The sequence below is a fragment of the Lentzea alba genome, from assembly GCF_011067745.1.
Taxonomy (GTDB): domain Bacteria; phylum Actinomycetota; class Actinomycetes; order Mycobacteriales; family Pseudonocardiaceae; genus Lentzea; species Lentzea alba.
In genome coordinates, this window is the sequence record NZ_JAAMPJ010000001.1 from 1,029,374 (window position 1) to 1,052,924 (window position 23,551).

Below are 23,551 nucleotides of genomic sequence, written 5' to 3' on the forward strand. Positions count from 1 at the left end.
ATCAGCACTCGATCACGTTCACGGCGAGGCCGCCGCGCGCGGTTTCCTTGTACTTCACCGACATGTCCTTGCCGGTGTCCCGCATGGTCTTGATGACCTTGTCGAGCGACACGAAGTGCGAACCGTCGCCGCGCAACGCCATGCGCACCGCGGTGATGGCCTTGATCGACGCGACGGCGTTGCGTTCGATGCACGGGATCTGCACCAGGCCGCCGATCGGGTCGCAGGTCAGACCCAGGTTGTGCTCCATGGCGATCTCGGCCGCGTTCTCGACCTGTTCCGGGGTGCCGCCGAGGACCTCGGCGAGGCCGCCGGCCGCCATCGAGCAGGCTGAGCCGACCTCGCCCTGGCAGCCGACCTCGGCGCCCGAGATCGAGGCGTTCTCCTTGAACAGCACGCCGATCGCGCCCGCCGTCAGCAGGAAGCGGACCACGCCGTCGTCGTTCGCTCCGGGGACGAACTTCGTGTAGTAGTGCAGGACCGCGGGCACGATGCCGGCCGCACCGTTGGTCGGTGCGGTGACGACCCGGCCGCCTGCCGCGTTCTCCTCGTTGACCGCCAACGCGAAGAGCGTGACCCAGTCCATGACGCGCAGCGGGTCGGTGACGAAGTGCTCGCCCTCCAGCCGTTTGCGCATTTCGGCGGCGCGGCGGCGGACCTTGAGGCCGCCGGGCAGGATGCCGTGCTCGGTGCAGCCGCGTTCGACGCACTCCTGCATGACGTGCCAGATGTGCAGAAGTCCTTGGCGCACCTCGTCTTCGCTTCGCCACGACAGCTCGTTGGCCATCATGATCTCGCTGATCGACATGCCGGTCTCCCGGCAGCGCGCGAGGAGCTGGTCGCCGGTCAGGAACGGGTGCGGCAACGGTGTGCTGTCCGGCTTGATCCGGTCGGTGCCCGACGCGTTCTCGTCGACGACGAACCCGCCGCCGATCGAGTAGTAGACGGCGTGCTCGACCGACTCGTCACCCTTGTACGCCTCGAAGCTCATTCCGTTGGGGTGCAACGGGAGCGACTTGCGGCGGTGCATGACGAGGTCGCGGTCGTGCACGAAACCGATCTCGTGCGCGCCGCCGAGCTTGAGCCGTCCGGTCGTGACGATCTCCTCGACCCGGCCGGCCGCGATCGCGGGGTCGACTTCTTCTGGGAGGTTGCCTTCGAGGCCGAGGAACACGGCTTTCGGGCTGCCGTGGCCGTGGCCGGTCGCGCCGAGCGAGCCGAACAGCTCGACGTGCACGCGGTCCACTTCGGACACTCGCGCGCCGAGTTTCTCGACGAACATCGCCGCGGCGCGCATCGGGCCGACCGTGTGGGAGCTGGACGGTCCGATGCCGACGGAGAACAGGTCGAAAACGCTGATCGCCACTGATCAGTCCTTCGTGGTGGAGGGAGCGGTCAGTCGGATTTGGTGAGTTCGGCGTACTTGGCCGCCGTGAGCAGGTTCTCCGCCGAGTCGACGCGAACCTTGAACAGCCAGCCGGCGCCGTACGGGTCGTTGTTCACGATCGCCGGGTCGTCGACGACAGCGCTGTTGACCTCGATCACCTCACCGGTGACGGGCGAGAACAGGTCGCTGACGGACTTGGTGGACTCCAGCTCGCCGCACACGGTGTTGGTGACGACCTTGGCGCCGACCTCGGGCAGCTGGACGAAGACGATGTCGCCGAGGGCGTCGGCGGCGAACTCGGTGATTCCGCAGGTCAGCGGGTCCTGAGTGCCCGGCGTCCAGTCGACCCACTCGTGCTCGACGGTGTAGAGCAGGTTCTCGGGGAACTCCACGGCGACTCCTCTGGCTGTGACGGGTCAGGACAACTAGCGCCCCCTCCGCCGTGCAGAGTTGCCTACCCCGAGTGGTCTTGCTGCCTGAGAGTGTGCGGGAGCTTGCCCCTTCGGCGCCCCGACCGGTTCGTCGAGGTCTCTCCCACTCGGGTTCTGGCGCTGACGCGCCGCGGCCGGTCTTCAGTTCTCGGCCTCGAACGCTATGTGCGGCCACCGCCAAGTGTCAACGCGAGATGGTTGACAACGGCGAGAGCGCTGCCAGGGTGAGTTCAGGCAGACATCGGAGGTCTCATGCGGAAACCGTTCATCGTCGCCTTGCTCGTCTCGTTGGTGCTCACCCCTGTGCCCGCCGCGTCCGCGGCGGAGGCACCAGCTCCGGTCACCGTCCCCCTCACCCACCTCTTCGACAACGACGGCATCGACACCGCGTCGGACCGGACCGGCAACTTCGACGGTTCCGGCTACGCGTTCCCGGCGGAAGCATTGCCGTCCGGGAAGGTCACAGCTGATGGCGTGCCGTACCTGTTCCCGGGAAACACCTCGGCCAAGAACAACAACGCCGTCGCTCTCGGACAGCGGATCGAGCTTCCCCGCGGCCGCTACCTGACCGCGCACTTCCTCGTGGCGTCCTCGTACGGTGTGGCCGGCGGCACCGCGACCGTGCACTACGCGGACGGATCGACGACGACCGCGTCGATCAGCGGCCCTGACTGGTACTCAGGAAGTGGTCCGATCTCCGCGCCCTTCCGGTACTCCCCCGGCGGCACCGACCAGCACCCCGTGTCCATCGGCACGGCCCAGGTGTGGGCGGATCCCTCGAAGGACGCCGTCGGCATCACGCTGCCGGTCACGAACCCGGCGGTGGCGGACAAGTCCTCGCTGCACGTGTTCGCGCTGTCGTTGCAGCCGGCCGGCAAGGGCGCGGTGCTCGCCGTGCGGTCCGCGCGCAGCACTCCCAAGCTGCCGCGGCTGGGCGGGCAGACGATCGAGGCCACCGTCGTGAACCTCGGTGACCAGTGGGTCTCGAACATCTCGGTGCGCGCCGAGGGGCTCGGTGTGGTGACGCTGCAACCGGCGGCGGTGAAGCGGCTCGCGCCCGGTGAGGAGGCGCGGGTGCGGATCGGGATCCACGCTTACCGGACGGGCACGTTCGACGGGAAGGTCATCGCGACCTCCGGGCGCGTCTCCGCCGCGCAGTCCGCCAAGTTCACGCTGGGTGTGGCGGACTACCAGGCGACGGACGCGTCGTTGGGCACGCACGAGTCGCCGTACTGGTTCGACGACGCCAAGTTCGGCATCTTCATCCACTGGGGGATCTACTCGGTGCCCGCGTGGTCGCCGCCGGGTGAGCAGTACGCGGAGTGGTACTGGCAGTGGATGCAAGACCCTTCGAACGCAGTCAATCCGTACCACGCGGCGACGTTCGGGAAGGACTTCTCCTACGACCAGTTCATCCCGCAGTTCACGGCCTCGCGCTTCGACCCGCGGGAGTGGGTGCGGTTGTTCGAGGCGGCGGGCGCGAAGTACTACGTGCTGACCTCGAAGCACCACGAGGGTTTCGCGCTGTGGGACTCGAAGGTGTCCGGCCGCGACTCCGTTGATCTCGGGCCGCGCCGCGACCTGGTGAAGGAGCTGTTCGACGCGTCGCGGAAGTACACGCCGGGCCTCAAGAACGGCCTCTACTTCTCGATGCCCGAGTGGTTCAACCCGGACAACCCGTGGTCGGGCCACGGACCGCGCAACCCCTACACGGGTGCCGCCGAGCCCTACACCGGCTACCAGGCCGGACGTGACTTCGTCCGTGACTACCAGGCGCCGCAGATGACCGAGCTCGTGGACGGGTACGACCCGGACGTCATCTGGTGCGACATCGGCGGTGCGAACGACTCGCGACGGGTGCTGGCCGACTACTTCAACAAGGCCAAGAACCGGGCCGTGCCCAAGGACGTGACCGTCGACGACAGGTGCGGCATCCCGACCCACGACTACACGACGCCGGAGTACGCGACGTACCCGAACACCGTGGTGAAGAAGTGGGAGGCCTCGCGCGGCCTCGACCCGCGCTCGTACGGGTGGAACCGGGCGACGCCGGACTCGATGTACATGACCGCCGACGAGGTGATCGACACGGTGGTCGACACGACGTCCAAGAACGGCAACTTCCTGCTCGACATCGGCCCGCGGGCGGACGGCTCGATCCCGGAGATCATGCAGCAGCGCCTGCGCGAGACGGGTGACTGGCTGCGGACGAACGGCGAGTCGATCTACGGCACGACGTACTGGTCGCGGATGGCCCAGCTGGGTTCGCTGCGGTTCACGGTCAAGCAGAACGAGGCGTTCTACATCACCTCGTTGGTCCAACCGGGGTCACAGCTCGTGGTCGACGCTCCGGTGCCGCTGCGGGATGGTGACCGCATCACGCTGCTGGGGCACGACAAGCCGCTGAAATGGACCCGATCGGGTGGAAAACTGGTGGTAGACGTGCCTGCGGGCGTCGGCCAGCACGCATGGGTGTTCAAAGTGGCTTTGTCCTGAATGAACAACCACACAGTTACCGGATAGTGCGATCCGCACGGTGACATGACCTTCCGGCTGCCCCACATTGTGAGACAGAGGCAAGCCCGAACGGAGGAGTCATCGTGCGGATCGCAGTTCCCCGCGAGATCAAGAACCACGAGTACCGCGTCGCCCTCACCCCGGCGGGTGCCCATGAGCTGACCAGCCGCGGCCACGACGTGTTCGTCGAGCAGGGCGCCGGTCTCGGTTCCGCCATCACCGACGAGGAGTACCTCGCGGCCGGCGCCAAGATCCTCGCTTCCGCCGACGACGTCTGGGCCGAGGGCGACCTCGTTCTCAAGGTCAAGGAGCCGATCGCGGAGGAGTACCCGCGGCTGCGCGCCGGCCAGACCCTCTTCACCTACCTGCACCTCGCCGCCGACAGGCCGCTGACCGAGGCCCTGCTGGCGTCCGGCACCACGGCCATCGCGTACGAGACCGTGCAGCTGCCGAACCGCTCGCTGCCGCTGCTCGCCCCGATGTCCGAGGTCGCGGGCCGTCTCGCCCCGCAGGTGGGCGCGTTCGCCCTGATGAAGCCCTCCGGCGGCCGCGGCGTGCTGCCCGGCGGTGTCCCCGGTGTCGCCCCGGCCCGCGTGGTCGTGATCGGCGGCGGCGTGGCCGGCGTCAACGCCGCCACCATCGCCGTCGGCATGGGCGCGGACGTGCAGATCCTCGACACCAACGTCGACCGCCTGCGTCAGATCGACGCCCAGTTCTCCGGCCGGCTGCGCACGCTGGCCTCGAACGCCTTCTCCGTCGAGCAGGCCGTCCGCGAGGCCGACCTGGTCATCGGCGCCGTGCTCGTCCCCGGTGCCGCCGCCCCGAAGCTGGTCTCGAACGCGCTGGTCGCCGACATGAAACCGGGCTCCGTGCTCGTCGACATCGCCATCGACCAGGGCGGCTGCTTCGAGGACTCCCGCCCCACCACGCACGCCGAGCCGACCTACGAGGTCCACAACTCGGTCTTCTACTGCGTGGCCAACATGCCGGGCGCCGTCCCGCGCACCTCGACCTACGCGCTGACCAACGTGACGCTGCCCTACGCAGTCGCGCTGGCCGACAAGGGCTGGACGCAGGCGCTGAAGGACGACCGTTCGCTCGCCCTGGGCCTCAACGTCCACGCGGGTCAGCTGACCAACGGCCCGGTGGCCGAGGCGACCGGCCTCGTGCACACGCCGCTGGAGAGCGTGATCTAAGACCAACTGAATGAAGAGGCCCCCGCACGCGATCACGCTGCGGGGGTTTCGCTTACCTGAGGGCCGCGACCCGCGCCTTGATCCCGTCGATCACGCAGTTCAGCCCGAACTCGAACTGCCCCTCCAGCGACCAGATCTCCTGCTCGTCCAGCATCGCCACGTACCGGGGGTGCTTCTCCCGGTACAGGTCGGCGATCTTGCCCAGGTCCGGCGGCGGGGAGTCCATCCCGCCGCGGCTGATGAAGTTCACCTCGGCGATCGCGTACCCGACGACGAAGCTGGAGATGGTGGAGATCGACTGCGCCGCCACGGGCATCGACAGGCCCGCCCGCAACATGGGTCCGAACATCGAGTCCGCCATCGCCACCGCCTTCGGGCCGATGGAGTTGAACTCGCCGATGCCGCGGACCCACCACGGGTGCTTGAGCGCGAGATGACGCAACGAGTGCATCATCCCGCGCACCGCGGTCTCCCAGTCGTCGTCCGGGCCCGGCAGTTCGAACTCGCCGTAGACCTCGTCGAGGCAGAGCTCGATCAACGCGTCCTTGGTCGGCACGTGCCAGTACAGCGACATCGGCGCCGCGCCCAGTTCCGCGGCGAGCTTGCGCATGGAGAGCTTCTGCAAACCGTGCGCGTCCAGCACTTCCATCGCCTTGCGGACGATCGCCTCCCGGCTCAGGCCGAGGGGCTGGCCGCTGCTGGGCCTGGGTTTGCTGAACCACACGCTGTCCACAAGAGCGATCCTAAGCACGCCGCAGCAGCACGCTGGCCACAACACCTCCCAGGAACACGGCCAGAGCACCGATCAACAGGCTGACGCTCATGCCACTCGAGAACGCCTCACGCACGACCGTGATGTCCGCACCGCTGTGCAGCGCCTCGCTCAAAGACCGCCCCGGAACGCCGTCCGGCAACGACGCCAGGAACCGCGCCGACAGCAGTGCCCCCAGCACCGCGATGCCGAACGAGGAACCCAGTTCGGTGAGCGTGCCCGACAGCCCGGACGCGATGCCGGCGCGTTCCGGCGGGATGGAGCCCATCAGCGCGTTGACCGCAACCGGTTGCGACACACCGACACCCACGCCGATCAGGATCAGACCGGCCAGCGTCGGCGGGTAGGTGGTGCCGACCGACAGCAGCGCCACGCCGCCCGCGACGATCGTCATGCCGAGCAGCATCGCCCTGCCGGCGCCCAGTTTCACGACGAGCTGGCCCAGGGTGTTGCTGGTGACGAGCAACGCGATCGCCATCGGCGCCACGCGCACGCCCGCCTCCAACGGGCTGTAGCCGAGCACGCCCTGAAGGTGTTGCGTGAGAAGGAACAGCGAGCCCGCCATGCCGAACGCCGCCAGCACGCCGGACGCCACCGCGCCGGTGAAGCGGCGGTCGGCGAAGAACCCGAGATCGAGCATCGGCTCTGCGGTGTGCCGTTCCCACAACGCGAATCCCGTCATGGTCACCAGGCCGATCGCGACCGGCACGCCGAACTCCGCGGAGCCGAACCCGTGCTCCGGCACCTCGATCACGGCGTACACGATCGCCACCATGCCGATGATCGACAGGATCGAGCCGATCACGTCCGGCTTGCGCACGGTCGGGTCCTTGGACTCCGGCACCAGCAGCGCGACGGCCGCGATGGCGAGGACCGCCACCGGCACGTTGATGAGGAACACCGAGCCCCACCAGAAGTGCTTGATCAGCGCGCCACCGATCACCGGCCCGGCCGCGAAGCCGAGGCTCGTGACGGCGGCCCAGACGCCGATGGCCTTCGGGCGTTCCTTCTCGTCGAACAACTGCATCAGCACGGCCAGCGTGCCGGGCATCAGCACCGCCGCACCGATGCCCATGAAGCCGCGGGCAGCGATCAACGCCTCGGACGAGCCCGCGTAGGCCGCCACGGCGCTACCGGTGCCGAACAGCACGAGGCCCGCGAGCAACGCGCGCTTGCGGCCGAACCTGTCGCTCAACGAACCGGTCGTGAGCAGCAGCCCCGCCAGCGCCAGCGAGTAGGCGTTGATCATCCACTGGATGTCCGCGGTGCTGGCGCCGAGACCGGTGGAGATCGACGGAATCGCCACGTTCAGCACGGTGTTGTCGAGCACCACGACCATCACGGACAGGCAGAGCACGCCGAGCACGGCCCAGCGCTGGGGGTGCGGGCGCACCCCGACCTCCTCGGTCGTCGAAGTCATCAGTCCTACCCCTTACGGTGTACGAGGACCTTACAGCGTACGAGACCGCAGGACGCAAGAGGATTTCGCACGGGAACGCGTGGGGGCATTGAGCATGCGAACCGTGAGGGCGCACAGCGCCCGAACACGCGGGGGGTTCGGGGGGGTCGTCCCCCCGACAAACACTGCGGGCTCTGGCGAAATCGACCGAAGGACGATGAGCGCCAGAGCCCGCCACGTAAAGGGCGGCCGCGCTCAACCAGCCTGGGGGTCACTGGGAGCGGGGCCGCCGTCACCAAATATAGCGGGCCTTGGGCCGCCGCGCCCAGCACCCCCACACAAACGCGACCCAAAAGTTTCCCCGAGTGGACCACTGCCCATGTCGGACCCGTCCAGCAAACGAGTGAATTCCACCTCCCGCGGTGCGGCGAGCAGGCACTACGGCCGATGAAGACGGAGTCGGGTGTCCCTCGAAGGGAGATTCCATGGCTGAACCACAGGGATGGATCCACTGCCACGACCCGTTCGGTCGCGACAGATCGATGACCGTTCTGGTCGAAAACGACCGAGTTCTCCTGGTCACGCCGCCGGGCGAGACCGCTGTGATGTCCGCCACTCAGACGCGCCGGCTGGGCTCTTTGCTCGACCAGGCCACGGCGAAGATGTGATGGACGCGACCCTGCGCGACGCGGTGCTGCAACGGCTGGCACTGCTGGACAAGGTGGCCGAGCACGGTGAGGCCGAGGCGCTGGTGCCGCTGGCGCGCGCGGAGATCCACCGCCTTGCGGACGGCTGGCGGTTGCTCCTGACGGTGCACCAGCCCGACGAGGACGGCCGGTGCAAGGCGTGTCCGGGCTGGCTGTGGCGCCGCCGATGGCCCTGCCAGGTGTGGAACATGGCGCACCAGCACCTGATCGGCGAAGGGCTGCCGCATCGCGAGCGGCGCAGGCCGTTGCGCAACCCTTTCACCCGATCGGGCACGATCGAGATTCCGGCCGAGGCGCCGGCCGAGATGACCACCGAGCTGCCGATCTTGACCGGTCAGACCCCGGTCCTGACCGACGAGCCGCCGTTGGTGCACCGCGCGCCGGTCGTGTCCAGGCCCAAGCACGCCTTGCCGGAGTGACATTTCGGGCAGGATGGCCGCATGCATGACGGCAGCGGCCTCATCGCGGTCCAGAACCTGACCAAGCAGTTCGGTCCGGTCACGGCCGTGCACAACCTGAGCTTCACCGTGTCACCCGGCAGCGTGACGGGCTTCCTCGGCCCGAACGGCGCCGGCAAGACGACGACCCTGCGCATGTTGCTGGGGCTCGTGAAGCCGACGAGCGGCACGGCGACGATCAACGGACGACCGTTCCAGCAGCTCGGCCAGCCCGGCCGCGTCGTGGGCGCGGTGCTGGAGGCGCAGGGGTTCCACCCCGCTCGCTCGGCCCGCAACCACCTGCGCGTGTACGCGGCGGCCGTCGGCGTGCCGGACGCGCAGGCCGACCAGGTCCTCGGCCTGGTCGGCCTGGGCTCGGCGGCCGATCGCAAGGTGGGCGGGTTCTCGCTCGGCATGAAGCAGCGACTGGCGCTGGCCACCGCGTTGCTCGGTGATCCGCAGGTGCTCGTGCTGGACGAACCGGCGAACGGCCTCGACCCCGAGGGCATCGCGTGGCTGCGTACGTTCCTGCAGTCGTACGCGCGTATGGGACGCACGGTGCTGATCTCCAGCCACCTGCTGGCCGAGGTCGAGCAGACCGTCGACCAGGTCGTGATCATTTCGCGCGGGCAGACGATGTTCTACGGGCCGTTGGACCAGTTGCGGCAGTCGCAGCAGAAGCGCGTTCTCGTGCAGCCGTCGGACATCAACGCGTTGGCGACCGCGCTGCGGGCCGAGGGCGTGCAGGCGATCGAGCAGCTGCCCGACGGCAGGCTCGCGGTGTCCGGTGTGGACTCCCGGCACGTGGCGGACACGGCGTTGAAGGCGGGCGTGTCGATCTACGGCATCCAGGAGGAGCAGGTCGACCTCGAGCGGCTGTTCTTCCAGCTCACCAGTGGCCAGTACGCCGGATACGCGCCGGCGCCGTATCAGCAGCAACAGCAGGGTGGTTGGGCCTGATGGGCAACCTCGTACAGGCGGAGCTCCGCAAGACGACGACGACCGGCCTGTGGTGGGGTCTGCTGATCCCGACCGCGGTGCTGGCGCTCGGCTGGGGGCTCGCGACCGGCCTGCTGGGGCAGTTCTTCGTGGACTTCGCGTCGTCCAACGACGTCGACGAGGTGTCGGACTTCCTCGGGGTCTCGCCGGACCAGTGGAAGGTCTCGCTGTTCGGCATGGCGCGGGCGATCAACATCTCGACGATCTTCCCGATGATCTTCGGTGCGCTGGCGATCTCCGGTGAGATCAACCGGCGGACGATCACGACGACGTTCCTGACCGCGCCGTCGCGGATGCAGTCGATGCTGGCGAAGATGCTGGTCTACGTCATGTGGGGCGCGATCTACGGCCTCGCGATCATGCTATTCCTCGGCATCGGCGTGGTGATCACCAGTGAGCCCGGGCAGCTGCCGGACGCCGGTGGCTGGATGATGCTGACGCTGGTCTGCGTGCTGTCGTCGATCCTGATGACGATGTTCGGCGTCGGCGTGGGTGCGTTGATCCCGAACGTGGCCGGGACGATCGTGCTCCTGCTGCTGTACTTCCTGGTGATCGAGAACGTGCTGCACCTCGTGCTCGCGTACCTCGAGGTGCCGTCGGTGATCGGGTTCCTGCCGAACGGGTCGATCAACGGGCTCACCGGGTCGGTCTCGGTCGACCTGTTCCTGTCGACGGCGGGCGTGGTGCCGAAGGAGATCGAGGACGTGCTGCGGGCGATCGCCGGTGCCGGTGGAGCGCTCGACTGGTGGTGGTCGGGGCTCGTGTTCCTCGCCTGGTCCGGGATCGTGTTCGCGGGCGGCTGGGCGTCCACGCAGTCCAAGGACATCACCTGACCTGCGGTTTCTGACGTCACAATTTTGTGCCGGACCCCGAACGTAATGTGGGTCCGGTGACGAAGGGCTGGATTCGCCGACTGACCGCGGCGTGCTGGCAGCACCCCCGCCTGGTGGTGCTGTCGGCGGTCGCCGCGGTCGTCGGCGTGGGTCTGCAGGCGGCCGGGCCGTTGCTGCTCAAGACGGCGATCGACGACTCGACGGTGGGCCGCACCGATCGGTTGTGGCCGTTGATGGTCGCGCTGGTCGTGCTGGAGCTGCTCACGTTCGGGTCGGCGTTCCTGCGGCGGTATCTGGGCGGGCGGCTGGCGCTGGGCGTGCAGCACGACCTGCGGCTCGGCGTGTTCTCCGCGGTGCAGCGGCTCGACGGCGCGAAGCAGGACGAGCTGCGGACCGGTCAGATCGTGTCGCGCTCGATCACGGACCTGCAGCTGGTGCAGTCGCTGCTGATGATGGCGCCGCTGGCGCTCGGCACCGTGGTGTTCGCGGTGGCCGCCCTGGCCGCGATGATCTACCTGTCGGTGCCGCTGACGATCATCGCGGTGATCGTGGTGCCGCTGGTGGCGTGGCTCGCGGGCCGCACCCGGCTCACGTTGTTCCCGGCCACCTGGTCCGCGCAGCAGCGGGCCGCCGATCTGGCGCAGCACGTCGAGGAGACCGTCACCGGGGTCCGCGTGGTGAAGGGCTTCGGCCAGGAGGCGCGCGAGGTCGCACGGCTGGAGAAGCACGCTCGTTCGCTCTTCGCTGAACGAATGCGTGCGGCTCGGTTGTCGTCGAAACCCCTGGCGACCGTGACCGCGCTGCCGTTGCTCGGCCAGGTCGCGGTGCTGGGCCTGGGCGGCTGGCTCGCGTTGCACGGGCAGGTCACGCTGGGCACGTTCCTGGCGTTCACGACGTACGTGGCGAACCTGGTGGGCCCGACCCGGTTGCTGTCGAGCCTGATGGTGTCCGCGCAGCTGGCGCGTGCCGGGGTGGAGCGGGTCTACGAGCTGATCGACTCGCAGCCGGACGTGACGGACGGCCCCGGTGAGGTGCCTTCCGGGCCGCTGGCGATCTCGTTCTCCGGCGTGACGTTCGGGTACGCCCGCAGCGAACCAGTGCTGCAGGACTTCTCGATCTCCGTGGAGCCGGGCGAGACGCTGGCGCTGGTCGGCACCGCCGGTTCCGGCAAGTCGACGGTTTCCCTGCTGCTGCCCCGGTTCTACGACGTGCACTCCGGTGCCGTGCGGGTCGGCGGGGTGGACGTGCGGACGTTGCGGCTGGGGTCGTTGCGCGGCGCGGTGGGCGTGGTGTTCGAGGAGGCGTTCCTCTTCTCGGACACGGTGTTCTCGAACATCGCGTACGGCATGCCGAACGCGTCGCGGGCCGAGGTCGAGCGCGCCGCGAAGGCCGCCGAGGCGCACGACTTCATCGAGGCGCTGCCACTCGGCTACGACACGGTGGTCGGTGAACGCGGCCTCACTCTGTCCGGCGGGCAACGCCAACGCGTCGCGCTGGCCCGTGCGTTGCTCTCCGATCCGCGCGTGCTGGTGCTGGACGACGCGACGTCCGCGGTCGACAACGCGACCGAGGCCGCGATCCACGCGACCCTGGCCACGGTGACGGCGAACCGCACGACGTTGCTGGTGGCCCACCGCCGTTCCACGTTGTCCCTGGCCGACCGGATCGCGGTGCTGGACGCGGGCCGCGTGATCGACATCGGCACCCACGACGAGCTGACCGCGCGCTGCGCCCTCTACCGCGATCTGCTGGCGGGTCCCGGCGAGGCGATCGAGTCGACCGCACCGGCGGTCTCCGGCGAGCTGTGGCCGGAGCTGTCGCAGGCCGACCTCGACCAGCGCCTGATCGACGACGCCAAGTCGACGGCGCCCGCCTCCTCCGGCCGGCACGGAGGTGGCGGCGGCATGTCCGCGCTGGCAGGCGGCCCGCCCACCCCGGAACTGCTGGCCCAGGTGCGGAAGTTGCCGCCCGCCACCGAGGTCCCGGTGCTGCACGGCGAAGACCCGCGCGCGCCCGATCCCGGCTTCCGCCTGGCCCGCCTCCTGCGCCCGGTCCGCTGGGGCCTCGCCGCCGTGGCCGCGCTGGTGGTGCTGGACGCGCTGGTCGGCATGGGCCTGCCCGCCCTGGTGCGCCTGGGCGTCGACGGCGGCGTGACGCAGGGCGCCGAGTCCGCGTTGTGGCAGGCCGTCGTGCTGGGCGTCGGCCTGGTGCTGGTCGGCTGGCTGACGACGGCGGGCAGCACCGTGTTCGCCGCCCGCCTGGGCGAACGCCTGCTCTACCTGCTCCGCGTCCGCAGCTACGCCCACCTGCAACGCCTCGGCCTCGACTACTACGAGCGCGAGATGGCCGGCCGCATCATGACGAGGATGACGACAGACGTCGACGCCCTCTCCACGTTCCTGCAGACCGGCCTCGTCACCGCCGTGATCAGCCTGATCACCGTCGTCGGCATCACCGCGGCCCTGCTGGTCACCGACGCCTCACTGGCCCTGATCGCCCTGGCCGTGGTGCCGTTGCTGCTGGTCGCGACCGTGATCTTCCAGCGCCTCTCCTCCGCCGCGTACGCCGAAGCCCGCGAACGCGTCAGCGCCGTGAACGCCGACCTCCAGGAGAACGTCTCCGGCCTGCGCGTGTCCCAGGCCTACACCCGCGAACGCCACTCCGCCGAAGCCTTCGCCGAACGCAGCGACGCCTACCGCCGCACCCGCCTGCGCGCCCAGCGCTACATCGCCACCTACTTCCCGTTCGTGGCAATGCTGTCCGGCGTGGCCCAAGCCGTCGTCCTGGCCGTAGGCGCCCACCGCGTGGCCGAAGGCTCGCTGACTCCAGGCGTCCTGCTCGCCTTCCTGCTGTACCTGGGCCTGTTCTTCAGCCCGATCCAGCAGCTGTCCGGCGTGTTCGACGGCTACCAGCAGGCCCGCGTGGGCCTGCGCCGCATCGGCGACCTGCTGCGCACCCCGACCTCGGTGGAGCCGCCCGCCTCCCCCGTCCCCGTGCCAGCCCGCCTGCGCGGCGAGGTGCTGCTGCAGAACGTCTCCTTCACCTACGCGGGCGCCGACCAGCCGGCGCTGGACGGCGTGACCCTGCACGTCTCCCCCGGCGAGACCGTGGCGCTGGTGGGCGAAACGGGCGCGGGCAAGTCGACCCTCGTCAAGCTGATCGCCCGGTTCTACGACGCCACCGCGGGCGCCGTCCTGGTCGACGGTGTGGACGTCCGCACCTACGACCTGTCCGGCTACCGCCAACGACTGGGCGTGGTCCCGCAGGAGGCCCACCTGTTCGGCGGCGACTTGGCGGACAACGTCGCCTACGGACGCCCCGACGCCTCGCACGCCGAGATCCAGCACGCCGTAGAGGCCGTAGGAGCGCTGCAGATGGTGGCTTCCCTCCCCAACGGGTTCCGGCAGGTCGTCGGCGAGCGCGGCAACCACCTGTCCGCCGGCCAACGCCAGCTGGTGGCGCTCGCTCGGGCCGAACTGGTCGAGCCGGACGTCCTGCTGCTGGACGAAGCCACCGCGGCGCTGGACCCGGCCACCGAGTCCGCGGTGCTGGCCGCCAGCGATCGGCTGACGGGGGCTCGGACGACCTTCGTGGTGGCGCACCGGTTGGCCACTGCGGCTCGGGCTGACCGGATCGTGGTGCTGGCCGGGGGGCGGGTTGTCGAGCAGGGGTCGCATGAGGAGCTGCTGGCGGCTGATGGTGCTTATGCGCGGTTGTGGCGGCATGGGGTCGCTGAGGCGGCTTGAGGTTTCAGGGGTCGGCTTGCGAGGGCTGGTCGCGTTCCGGGCGGGTGGGTCGGCTTGCGAGGGCTGGTCGCGTTCCAGCGGAGGGGTCGCCCTGCGGGCGGACAGTCACCTTGCTCGGGTGGTCCCGCGGGCCTTACCGAGGGCGTGAGAGTTCATCGCCGCTTCGCGACGATTGCGATTGAGGCTTGACCTTGAGCCTCTGACGGGACGCATAGACGGCCTCAAAGCCGGGGATTAAAGCGCCCCGGCCGAGCCCACGAGGGAAGCATCCCGCCCCCTCGTGGCCTCCGCCACGAACCCTCGTGTCCGGCCCCGTCCGTCACGTAGAAACCAACTCCCCGGCCACGCCAGGTCCAGGAGTTCCCGATGCCGCCTCGCCCCACCGTTCTCTACGTCTCCGACTTCACCTACCCGGCCAGGGGCAGGCGCTACTGCGACGAGGACATCTACCTGACCTCGAAGCTCCGCGACGAGTTCGACCTGGCCGTCTGCAACCCCAGGGACGCCGCGAACCTCATGGGCGGCTTCGACACCGTCGTCGTGCGCAACAGCGGTCCGGTGATCGAGTACCCGCAGGCCTACGCGCGCTTCCGCGAGCGGGCGAAGGCCACTGGTCAGCGCGTCTACAACCCGCTCACCGGCAAAGGTGACATGGCGGGCAAGCAGTACCTGATCGACCTGACCGGGCTCGGGTACCCCGTCATCCCCACGATCGACGATGTGGCAGACCTGGACCGGCTTCCCGAGACGGCCGAGTACGTCGTGAAACCCAAAGCCGGGGCCGACTCGCACGGGCTGGAGTTCGTGGCCCGGGACGAGCTCGCGGACAAGGCTCTCGGCGGGGACGTCCTCATCCAGCCCAAGATCGATTTTCGGTACGAGGTGTCGTTCTACTTCGTGGACCGCGAGTTCCAGTACGCGTTGAACGCGCCGGACCCCGCTCGGCGCTGGGAACTCGCCTTGTACGAGGCCTCGGCGGAGGATCTGGAATTCGCGCGGAAGTTCATCGACTGGAACGACCTCGGGTGCGGTGTGCAGCGCGTTGACGGATGCCGCACGCGGGGCGGGGAACTGCTTCTGGTCGAGTTGGAGGACTTGAACCCGTACCTGTCGCTCGACCGGACCACGGACCGGATCAGGGAGCGGTTCGTGCAGGCGATGAGCAGCTCGATCCGGCGGGCGCTGGGCTGACAAGATCAATCCGCGAGGTGGTCTTGTTGTACTTATCGTGAACTGATCACTGCGCTCGGTGCGTATGCCCGTCCAACAGCTCAGTGAGCATTGCGCGAAAGGGAGGCGACGTAGTGAGACACACATCAAGAATTGCTCAACTGCGGGTGACGACGGGGCCGTCCTGATCGATCCTGTGACAGAGCACTCCTTGCCAGGTGCCTCCAGCGTGTGAAGGCCCGGGCCAGGGGGACTAGCCTGACTACCGCATGAGTCAACACCAAGAGCGAGATGGATAGAGGCGAGCGCCAGCCGTGTCCAGCAGCAGTCCTGCGTCACAATTCGGGCCGAACGAGTGGCTCGTCGAGGAGATGTACGAGCAGTTCCTCGCGGACCCGTCATCCGTAGACCCGGCATGGCATGACTTCTTTGCCGACTACAAGCGTGCGGGCGGCAACGGCAGTACCGCCGCCACGGCCAGCGCGGGTGGTGCCACGGCCACCACGACCGCGACCGTGACGCCGCCGGCCGCCGACAACGGCAAGGCCGCGCCCGCCGCACCCAAGCCGGCCGCGCAGCCCAAGCCCGCGGCCACGCTGCCGCAGACCGGCAAGCCCGCGCCCCAGCAGGCCGCGAAGGCCGCCCCGGTCACGCCGAGCGCGCAGCCCGAGCAGAAGCAGTTGCGCGGTGCCGCCGCCGCGATCGCGAAGAACATGGAGCTGTCGCTCACCGTTCCGACCGCGACCAGCGTGCGCGCCGTGCCCGCCAAGCTGCTGGCCGACAACCGCATCGTCATCAACAACCACCTGAAGCGGACGCGCGGCGGGAAGGTCTCCTTCACGCACGTCATCGGCTACGCGGTGGTCCGGGCGCTGCAGGCCTACCCGAACATGAACCGGCACTACGCCGAGGACAACGGCAAGCCGTTCGTCGTCACGCCGGAGCACGTGAACTTCGGCCTGGCGATCGACCTGCCCGGCAAGGACGGGCAGCGCACGCTGGTCGTCGCGTCGGTCAAGGGCTGCGAGAACATGACGTTCACGCAGTTCTGGCAGGCCTACGAGGACCTGATCCGCAAGGCGCGCTCCGGCTCGCTGACCGCGGACGACTTCTCCGGCACCACGATCTCGCTGACCAACCCCGGCACGATCGGCACGAACCACTCGGTGCCGCGGCTGCAGGCCGGTCAGGGCGCGATCATCGGTGTCGGCGCGATGGAGTACCCCGCGCACTTCCAGGGCACCAGCGAGCAGGCCCTGACCGACATGGGTGTCAGCAAGATCATCACGCTGACCTCCACGTACGACCACCGCATCATCCAGGGTGCGGAGTCGGGCGAGTTCCTCAAGCGCATCCACCAGCTGCTGCTGGGCGAGGACGGCTTCTACGACGACATCTTCGCGTCGCTGCGGCTGCCCTACGAGCCGATCCGCTGGGTCGCCGACATCCCCGAGGGCGCGGTCGACAAGACGGCCCGCGTCATCGAGCTGATCGACGCGTTCCGCACCCGCGGCCACCTGATGGCCGACACGGACCCGCTGAACTACCGCCAGCGCTCCCACGCCGACCTGGACGTGCTCAGCCACGGCCTGACGCTGTGGGATCTCGACCGCGAGTTCCCGGTCGGCGGGTTCGCCGGCCAGGAGCGGATGAAGCTGCGCGACATCCTGGGCGTGCTGCGCAACTCGTACTGCCGCACCGTCGGCGTCGAGTACATGCACATCCTGGAGCCGGAGGAGCGCCGGTGGATCCAGGACCGCGTCGAGGTTCCGCACGAGAAGCCGCCGGCCACCGTGCAGAAGTACATCCTCAGCAAGCTGAACGCGGCTGAGGCGTTCGAGACGTTCCTGCAGACGAAGTACGTCGGCCAGAAGCGCTTCTCGCTGGAGGGCGGCGAGACCGTCATCCCGCTGCTCGACGCGGTGCTCGACAAGGCCGCCGAGCACGAGCTCGACGAGGTCGTCATCGGCATGCCGCACCGCGGCCGGCTGAACGTGCTCGCGAACATCGTCGGCAAGCCGATCTCGCAGATCTTCCGCGAGTTCGAGGGCAACCTCGACCCCGGTCAGGCGCATGGCTCCGGCGACGTGAAGTACCACCTCGGTGCCGAGGGCAAGTACTTCCGGATGTTCGGCGACGGCGAGACCAAGGTGTCGCTGACCGCGAACCCGTCGCACCTCGAGGCCGTCGACCCGGTGCTCGAGGGCATCGTGCGCGCCAAGCAGGACCTGATCGACCGTGGCGGCGACTTCTTCCCCGTCCTGCCGGTCGCCCTGCACGGTGACGCGGCGTTCGCAGGTCAGGGTGTCGTCGCCGAGACGCTGAACCTGGCGCTCGTGCGCGGCTACCGCACCGGTGGCACGGTCCACATCGTCGTCAACAACCAGGTCGGCTTCACCACCGCGCCGGAGCACTCGCGGTCCTCGAAGTACTCGACCGACGTCGCGAAGATGATCGGCTCGCCGGTCTTCCACGTGAACGGCGACGACCCCGAGGCCTGCTACTGGGTCGCGAAGCTGGCCGTCGACTACCGCCAGGCGTTCCACAAGGACGTCGTGATCGACATGGTCTGCTACCGCCGCCGCGGCCACAACGAGGGCGACGACCCCTCGATGACGCAGCCGGCGATGTACGACGTGATCGACCAGAAGCGCTCGGTCCGCAAGACCTACACCGAGTCCCTGATCGGCCGCGGCGACATCACCGTCGAAGAGGCCGAGAAGGCGCTGCAGGACTTCTCCAGCCAGCTGGAGCACGTGTTCAACGAGGTCCGCGAGCTCGAGAAGCACCCGGTGACGGTCAGCCCGTCGGTGGAGGCCGAGCAGCAGATCCCGGCGAAGCTGCCCACCGGCATCTCGCGCGAGGTGCTGGAGCACATCGCCGACGCGCACGTGAACCTGCCCGACGGCTTCACGCCGCACGCCCGCGTCAAGCCGGTGCTGGAGCGCCGCGCGAAGATGGCGCGCGAGGGCGGCATCGACTGGGCGTTCGCGGAGCTGCTCGCGCTCGGCTCGCTGTCGATGGAGGGCCGCAAGGTCCGCCTGGCCGGTCAGGACTCGCGCCGCGGCACGTTCGTGCAGCGCCACGCGACCCTGGTCGACCGCAAGACCGGCGACGAGTACACGCCGCTGCAGAACCTGTCGGACGACCAGGGCAAGTTCATGGTCTACGACTCGGTGCTGTCGGAGTTCGCGGCGGTCGGCTTCGAGTACGGCTACTCGGTCGCGAACCCGCAGGCGATGGTGCTGTGGGAGGCGCAGTTCGGCGACTTCGTCAACGGCGCGCAGCCGATCATCGACGAGTTCATCTCGTCCGGTGAGGCCAAGTGGGGTCAGCGTTCCGACGTCGTGATCCTGCTGCCGCACGGCCACGAGGGCCAGGGTCCCGACCACACGTCGGGCCGCATCGAGCGCTGGCTGCAGCTGTGCGCCGAGGGCTCCATGACCGTCGCGGTGCCGTCGACCCCGGCGAACTACTTCCACCTGCTGCGCCGCCACGCCCTCGACGGCGTCGACCGCCCGCTCGTGGTGTTCACGCCGAAGTCGATGCTGCGCCTCAAGGCAGCCGTCAGCGGCACCGAGGAGTTCATCAGCGACCGCTTCCACTCGGTGATGGACGACCCGACGATCAAGGACCCGAACGCGGTCACGAAGGTCCTGCTGTGCAGCGGCAAGATCTCCTACGAGCTGCACGCCGAGCGCGAGAAGCGCGGCGGCGGCGACGTGGCGATCGTGCGCGTCGAGCAGCTCTACCCGGTCCCGGCCCGCAAGCTGACCGAGACCCTGGAGCGCTACCCGAACGCGAAGGACGTCCGCTGGGTGCAGGAGGAGCCGGCGAACCAGGGCGCCTGGCCGTTCTACGGTCTGGCCCTGCCGGAACTGCTGCCCGAGCACCTGGGCACCGTCCGCCGCGTGTCGCGCCGCCCCATGGCCGCCCCGTCGGCCGGTTCGAGCAAGGTGCACGAGGTCGAGCAGCGCGAGATCATCACCCGCGCGTTCGAGTAAACCTCGACCGACCGACCGAGCCGCCGGATCCGACCTGGGTCCGGCGGCTCGTTTCTTGAGACGACACAGGAGTTTCAGCCATGTACTTCACCGATCGCGGTATCGAGGAGCTCGAGAAGCGGCGCGGCGAGGAGGAGATCAGCTTCGCGCTGCTCGCCGACAAGCTGCGCGCTTTCGTCGACGCCAACCCCGACTTCGAGACGGCCATCGAGCGCTTTGCCACCTACCTGGCGCGCGACGACGACTTCGAGGACTAGTCACCAGGAATAGCGTCACATCCTGTGCATCTGGTGCGACTACAGGTGCATGGGGAAGATCCTCGGCCTGCTCGGCGCCGCCATCGCACCACCGGCAGCCGCCTTCGCGTTCCTGCAGACCTGGGCCAAATCGCATCCCCTGCAGGCACTCCTGCTGCTCGCGGCCTACGAGGTCGTGGTCCTGGGACTGGGTTTCGTGGGCAAGCTCGTCGGCGGCACCGCCGACGAGCTGCGCAACCGCTGGAAAGACCCGCTCGCCAAGACGATCGACGAGGGCACCCGCCGCCGACTGTCCAGATTCGAACGCCGCTACCGCGAGTCGGTGCTCGGCAGCCTGAGGTTCATCGACCTCAAGGGCCTTGCCACGATGGGCTTCTACACGCCCGAGCTGGACGAGGTGTTCGTCGACGTCAGCCTGGTGCACAGCGATCCGTCGAAGGTGCCCTCGGACGTGCTGGGGCAGGCGCGGGTCGAGTCCACCCGCCGCTTCATCGGCGACCTGATCGACCAGCCGAAACCGGTGGTGCTCGCCGTGATCGGTCCACCGGGCTGCGGCAAGACGACACTCCTGCGGCACACCGCTCTGCTGATGTGCCGCAAGCGCCGCCGCCGTCGCCGCATCCCGGTGCTGTTCTACCTCCGCGATCACGTCCAGGAGATCATGGAGGGCACCTGGCTCCCGGACCTGCTTCACCGAGCCGCACCTCCCCCGGGCTGGTTCGAGCAGAAGCTGCGCGGCGGCTCCTGCGTGATCCTCCTCGACGGACTCGACGAGGTCGCGGACCAGCAGAACCGGCGCGAGGTCTCGAACTGGGTCGAGCAACAGATCGCGAGCTATCCGGCGAACGACTTCGTGATCACTTCCAGGCCGCAGGGCTACCAGACGGCGCCGATCTCGGGCGCCGACATCGTGCAGGTTCGCGGTTTCACCGACCATCAGGTGACGCGGTTCGTGCACGGCTGGTACTTCGCGTTCGAGAAGCGCAGCACGGGCGACAAGTCGGCCGATGTGGTCCAGCGCGCCGAGGCGGAGGCGACCGACCTCCTGGAACGCCTGCACCAGAACCCGACGCTGTACGAGCTCACGGTGAACCCGTTGCTGCTCACGATGATCGCGAACGTGCACAAGTTCCGCGGTGCGCTACCGGGCAGCCGCGTGGACCTGTACGGCGAGATTTGTCAGGTGCTGCTGTGGCGTCGTCAGGAGGCCAAGAAGCTCTCGTCCGAGCTGACCGGCGACCAGAAGATGACGCTCCTGAGCGGACTCGCGTACTCGATGATGAGCAGCCGGCTCCGAGACATCACCCGTGATCAGATCAAGATCGAGTTCCGCTCGTTCCTGCGACGCATGGCGCGTGGGATGGACGAGGACGAATTCCTGGCGGACATGACGTCGAGCGGCCTGCTGCTCGAACGCGAGCGTGACCTCTTCGCCTTCGCGCACCTCACTTTCCAGGAGTACCTGGCGGCACATCACATCCGCGAGAAGCAGCTGACGCAGGTGCTTGTCGACAACGTCGACGACGTGTGGTGGCGCGAGACCACACTGCTGCACGTGGCCCGCGCGAACGCCGACCCGATCGTCCAGGCGTGCCTCGACTCCGGGACGGTCCGGGCGCTGTCCCTGGCGTTCGACTGCTCTGACGAGGGCAACGAGCTGGCCCCAGAGCTTCGGACGGCTCTGGACCAGCTGTTGGAGACGGCGTTCAAACCGGGCTCGGACCCGACGATGCGCGGACTCATGACCCGTGTGGTGGCGTCACGGCATCTGCGCAAGGTCGTGCGCACCGACCAGGGCACCCGCGTGTGCACCGAACCGGTGACGAACCGCATCTACCGGTTGTTCCTGGAGTCACAGCCACACCGCACACCCGACGGACCGTTCGGCGGACCTGACAAACCTGTGCAGGGCGTTCGGCAAGACGACGCAGACGTGTTCGTCAACTGGGTCAACGAAGGCATCGCGGTCGAGCAGACCTTCCGCCTCGTCCGTCTCGCAGAGCTGATGTCGCCGCCACTGGCGAAGAAGCTCGACGGCCTCGCCCCATGGCTCGACGACCCGGTGTCAGTGCCCTACGGCGCAGAGCAAACCGTGTTTTCCACTGCCGAGCTGCACGATGAAGCCCAGAACGACCTGGCGTTGTCACCTGAGATCATCGCGGTTCTGGAGCGGATCAAATACGCCGTGGAATCGAGGGGAACGCTGTACCTGAACCAGCCACGACTGCAGGTGCTGAAGCTGGGCCGTTTCCCCAGTGGCACACCATACGAAGGCATGATCGGCCAAGCACTTCTGCGTACCGTCCACAACTCCGTGAAGTACCCGGAGGCAGCGCACTCCGGGTTCCCCAGCGCTTTTGGCGATGTAGTCGGCCCGCGGGCCGACTACAAGACCGTCGCACTCCCCGGCTTGTTCGGTGACCTGATCACAATGGTGCGAGATGCCCCGATGTCTACCTGGGGACAGGCAACCCTGTCGGGCTTCGCCGACGTCGCTGATGCAGTCTTTTCCAGGATCAGACCGCTGACAGGTGCGCTGGCGAGGGAGTTGCGGATCGCTGCGTTGTGCCTCGCTCTGGAGACCGATGCCGAACACGCGGTTCTCTTCCGCGAGCTCGCCGTCGGTTTGTCGATCATGCAACGACGCGCCGACGGCAGACTCCCCGCGAACGAAACGATCGTGCTGGCTACCGACTAGCCATCACCAGGCGTAGGCCTCCGGCGCCGGCTTCGACCCGTTCGGCGCCGGCGCCGGGAACAGCTCGTCCAGCTTCCCCAACACCTCCGCGTCCAGCTTCAACTCCGCGGCCCGCAACGAGTTGTCGAGCTGCTCGACAGTGCGCGGCCCGATGATCGGCGCCGTGACACCGTCCTGGTGCAGCAGCCAGGCGAGGCCGACGTTGGCCGGGTCCTCCCCCAACTCCGCGCACAACTTCTCGTAGGCGTCGATGGTGTCGCGGTACTTCTCCAGTGCGTCCGCGGAACGCCCGGACGAGCTGCGGGATGCCCCACCTTCGCGCTGCTTGCGCAGGACGCCGCCCAGCAGGCCGCCGTGCAGCGGCGACCACGGGATCACGCCGAGGCCGTAGTGCCGAGCTGCCGGCAGGACTTCCAGCTCGATCCAGCGGGTCATCAGGTTGTAGATGGACTGCTCGGACACCAGGCCGAGGAAGCCGCGGGTGCGGGCGGCCTCGGCTGCCTGGGCGATGTGCCAGCCGGCGAAGTTCGACGAGCCGAAGTAGATGACCTTGCCCTGCTGGCGCAGCACAGAGAAGGCTTCCCAGATTTCGTCCCACGGCGTTTCGCGGTCCACGTGGTGCATCTGGTACAGGTCGATGTAGTCGGTTTGCAGGCGCTTCAGGGAGGCGTCGCAGGCGCGGCGGATGTTCAGCGCAGACAGCTTGGTCTCGTTGGGCCAGTCGCCCATGCTGCCGTAGAGCTTGGTGGCCACGACCGTCTTCTCGCGACGGTCGCCACCCTGGGCGAACCACCGGCCGATGATGTTCTCGGTGACGCCCTCGCCCTTCTTCCAGCCGTAGACGTTGGCCGTGTCGAAGAAGTTCAGGCCGTGTTCGTGGGCGCGATCCATGATCGCGTGACTGTCGGCCTCGGTCGTCTCGGGACCGAAGTTCATCGTGCCGAGGCACAGGCGGGAGACGGACAGGCCGCTGCGACCGAGGTTGGTGTACTCCATGT

General features: G+C 68.4%; 16 protein-coding genes and 1 riboswitch. Of the genes, 11 read left to right on the top strand and 5 right to left on the bottom strand.

Annotation, left to right across the window (positions count from 1 at the left end; all coding sequences use genetic code 11):
• Position 1: 1 nt before the first annotated feature.
• Together G7043_RS04800 and gcvH are read right to left on the bottom strand one after the other, a co-directional pair.
• Positions 2-1,366: an L-serine ammonia-lyase gene (locus G7043_RS04800; protein WP_166044238.1), complete on the bottom strand. Its 1,365-nt coding sequence runs from the start codon at positions 1,364-1,366 to the stop codon at positions 2-4.
• A 29-nt stretch (positions 1,367-1,395) separates the two neighbouring features.
• Positions 1,396-1,779 carry a glycine cleavage system protein GcvH gene (gcvH, locus tag G7043_RS04805; protein ID WP_166044240.1) on the bottom strand — a complete coding sequence of 128 codons (384 nt, stop codon included), beginning with the start codon at positions 1,777-1,779 and terminating at the stop codon, positions 1,396-1,398.
• A gap of 62 nt (positions 1,780-1,841) precedes the next feature.
• Positions 1,842-1,934: riboswitch (glycine riboswitch) on the bottom strand.
• 136 nt (positions 1,935-2,070) lie between these two features.
• Here gcvH and G7043_RS04810 point away from each other — a divergent pair.
• Together G7043_RS04810 and ald are read left to right on the top strand one after the other, a co-directional pair.
• Positions 2,071-4,314, top strand: coding sequence for an alpha-L-fucosidase (locus tag G7043_RS04810; RefSeq protein WP_166044242.1), 2,244 nt, complete (start codon positions 2,071-2,073; stop codon positions 4,312-4,314).
• A gap of 104 nt (positions 4,315-4,418) precedes the next feature.
• A complete protein-coding gene (gene ald, locus G7043_RS04815; RefSeq protein WP_166044244.1) occupies positions 4,419-5,531 on the top strand; it encodes an alanine dehydrogenase in 1,113 nt (370 codons plus the stop codon).
• A 52-nt stretch (positions 5,532-5,583) separates the two neighbouring features.
• Here the strand turns inward: ald and G7043_RS04820 are convergent, their stop codons facing one another.
• The gene (locus tag G7043_RS04820; protein WP_166044246.1) at positions 5,584-6,264 is read right to left on the bottom strand and encodes a TetR/AcrR family transcriptional regulator; all 681 of its coding nucleotides are present in this window, start codon (positions 6,262-6,264) and stop codon (positions 5,584-5,586) included.
• Between the two features lie 10 nt (positions 6,265-6,274).
• On the bottom strand, positions 6,275-7,723 hold the full coding sequence (locus G7043_RS04825; protein ID WP_166044248.1) for an MFS transporter: 1,449 nt from the start codon (positions 7,721-7,723) through the stop codon (positions 6,275-6,277).
• 464 nt (positions 7,724-8,187) lie between these two features.
• Between G7043_RS04825 and G7043_RS04830 the strand changes: the two genes are divergently transcribed.
• The 9 genes from G7043_RS04830 to G7043_RS04870 all read left to right on the top strand — a co-directional run bounded on the left by G7043_RS04830 (position 8,188) and on the right by G7043_RS04870 (position 22,553).
• A complete protein-coding gene (locus tag G7043_RS04830; RefSeq protein WP_045312139.1) occupies positions 8,188-8,370 on the top strand; it encodes a hypothetical protein in 183 nt (60 codons plus the stop codon).
• Positions 8,370-8,828, top strand: a complete 459-nt coding sequence (locus G7043_RS04835) for a hypothetical protein (protein WP_242641838.1) — start codon at positions 8,370-8,372, stop codon at positions 8,826-8,828. Before G7043_RS04830 ends, G7043_RS04835 begins: the two co-directional genes overlap by 1 nt.
• 21 nt (positions 8,829-8,849) lie before the next feature.
• The gene (locus tag G7043_RS04840; protein ID WP_166044250.1) at positions 8,850-9,806 is read left to right on the top strand and encodes an ABC transporter ATP-binding protein; all 957 of its coding nucleotides are present in this window, start codon (positions 8,850-8,852) and stop codon (positions 9,804-9,806) included.
• Positions 9,806-10,678 carry an ABC transporter permease subunit gene (locus tag G7043_RS04845; protein ID WP_166044252.1) on the top strand — a complete coding sequence of 291 codons (873 nt, stop codon included), beginning with the start codon at positions 9,806-9,808 and terminating at the stop codon, positions 10,676-10,678. Before G7043_RS04840 ends, G7043_RS04845 begins: the two co-directional genes overlap by 1 nt.
• 47 nt (positions 10,679-10,725) lie before the next feature.
• On the top strand, positions 10,726-14,424 hold the full coding sequence (locus tag G7043_RS04850; protein WP_166044254.1) for an ABC transporter ATP-binding protein: 3,699 nt from the start codon (positions 10,726-10,728) through the stop codon (positions 14,422-14,424).
• Positions 14,425-14,790: 366 nt separating this feature from the next.
• On the top strand, positions 14,791-15,615 hold the full coding sequence (locus G7043_RS04855; protein ID WP_166044256.1) for a hypothetical protein: 825 nt from the start codon (positions 14,791-14,793) through the stop codon (positions 15,613-15,615).
• A gap of 293 nt (positions 15,616-15,908) precedes the next feature.
• Complete coding sequence (locus G7043_RS04860; RefSeq protein ID WP_166044258.1) at positions 15,909-19,598, top strand: multifunctional oxoglutarate decarboxylase/oxoglutarate dehydrogenase thiamine pyrophosphate-binding subunit/dihydrolipoyllysine-residue succinyltransferase subunit; 3,690 nt, start codon at positions 15,909-15,911, stop codon at positions 19,596-19,598.
• An 80-nt stretch (positions 19,599-19,678) separates the two neighbouring features.
• Positions 19,679-19,855, top strand: a complete 177-nt coding sequence (locus G7043_RS04865; protein WP_166044260.1) for a DUF6104 family protein — start codon at positions 19,679-19,681, stop codon at positions 19,853-19,855.
• 49 nt (positions 19,856-19,904) lie between these two features.
• A complete protein-coding gene (locus tag G7043_RS04870) occupies positions 19,905-22,553 on the top strand; it encodes an NACHT domain-containing protein (protein ID WP_166044262.1) in 2,649 nt (882 codons plus the stop codon).
• 3 nt (positions 22,554-22,556) lie between these two features.
• Here the strand turns inward: G7043_RS04870 and G7043_RS04875 are convergent, their stop codons facing one another.
• Positions 22,557-23,549: an aldo/keto reductase gene (locus G7043_RS04875; protein ID WP_166044264.1), complete on the bottom strand. Its 993-nt coding sequence runs from the start codon at positions 23,547-23,549 to the stop codon at positions 22,557-22,559.
• Positions 23,550-23,551 lie beyond the last annotated feature (2 nt).

Excerpts from the sequence above, each read along its gene's own strand:
- G7043_RS04810 (WP_166044242.1), top strand. The coding sequence starts at position 2,071 with ATGCGGAAACCGTTCATCGTCGCCTTGCTCGTCTCGTTGGTGCTCACC.
- G7043_RS04825 (WP_166044248.1), bottom strand. The coding sequence starts at position 7,723 with ATGACTTCGACGACCGAGGAGGTCGGGGTGCGCCCGCACCCCCAGCGC.
- G7043_RS04830 (WP_045312139.1), top strand. The coding sequence starts at position 8,188 with ATGGCTGAACCACAGGGATGGATCCACTGCCACGACCCGTTCGGTCGC.
- G7043_RS04835 (WP_242641838.1), top strand. The coding sequence starts at position 8,370 with ATGGACGCGACCCTGCGCGACGCGGTGCTGCAACGGCTGGCACTGCTG.
- G7043_RS04840 (WP_166044250.1), top strand. The coding sequence starts at position 8,850 with ATGCATGACGGCAGCGGCCTCATCGCGGTCCAGAACCTGACCAAGCAG.
- G7043_RS04845 (WP_166044252.1), top strand. The coding sequence starts at position 9,806 with ATGGGCAACCTCGTACAGGCGGAGCTCCGCAAGACGACGACGACCGGC.
- G7043_RS04855 (WP_166044256.1), top strand. The coding sequence starts at position 14,791 with ATGCCGCCTCGCCCCACCGTTCTCTACGTCTCCGACTTCACCTACCCG.
- G7043_RS04865 (WP_166044260.1), top strand. The coding sequence starts at position 19,679 with ATGTACTTCACCGATCGCGGTATCGAGGAGCTCGAGAAGCGGCGCGGC.
- G7043_RS04870 (WP_166044262.1), top strand. The coding sequence starts at position 19,905 with ATGGGGAAGATCCTCGGCCTGCTCGGCGCCGCCATCGCACCACCGGCA.
- G7043_RS04875 (WP_166044264.1), bottom strand. The coding sequence starts at position 23,549 with ATGGAGTACACCAACCTCGGTCGCAGCGGCCTGTCCGTCTCCCGCCTG.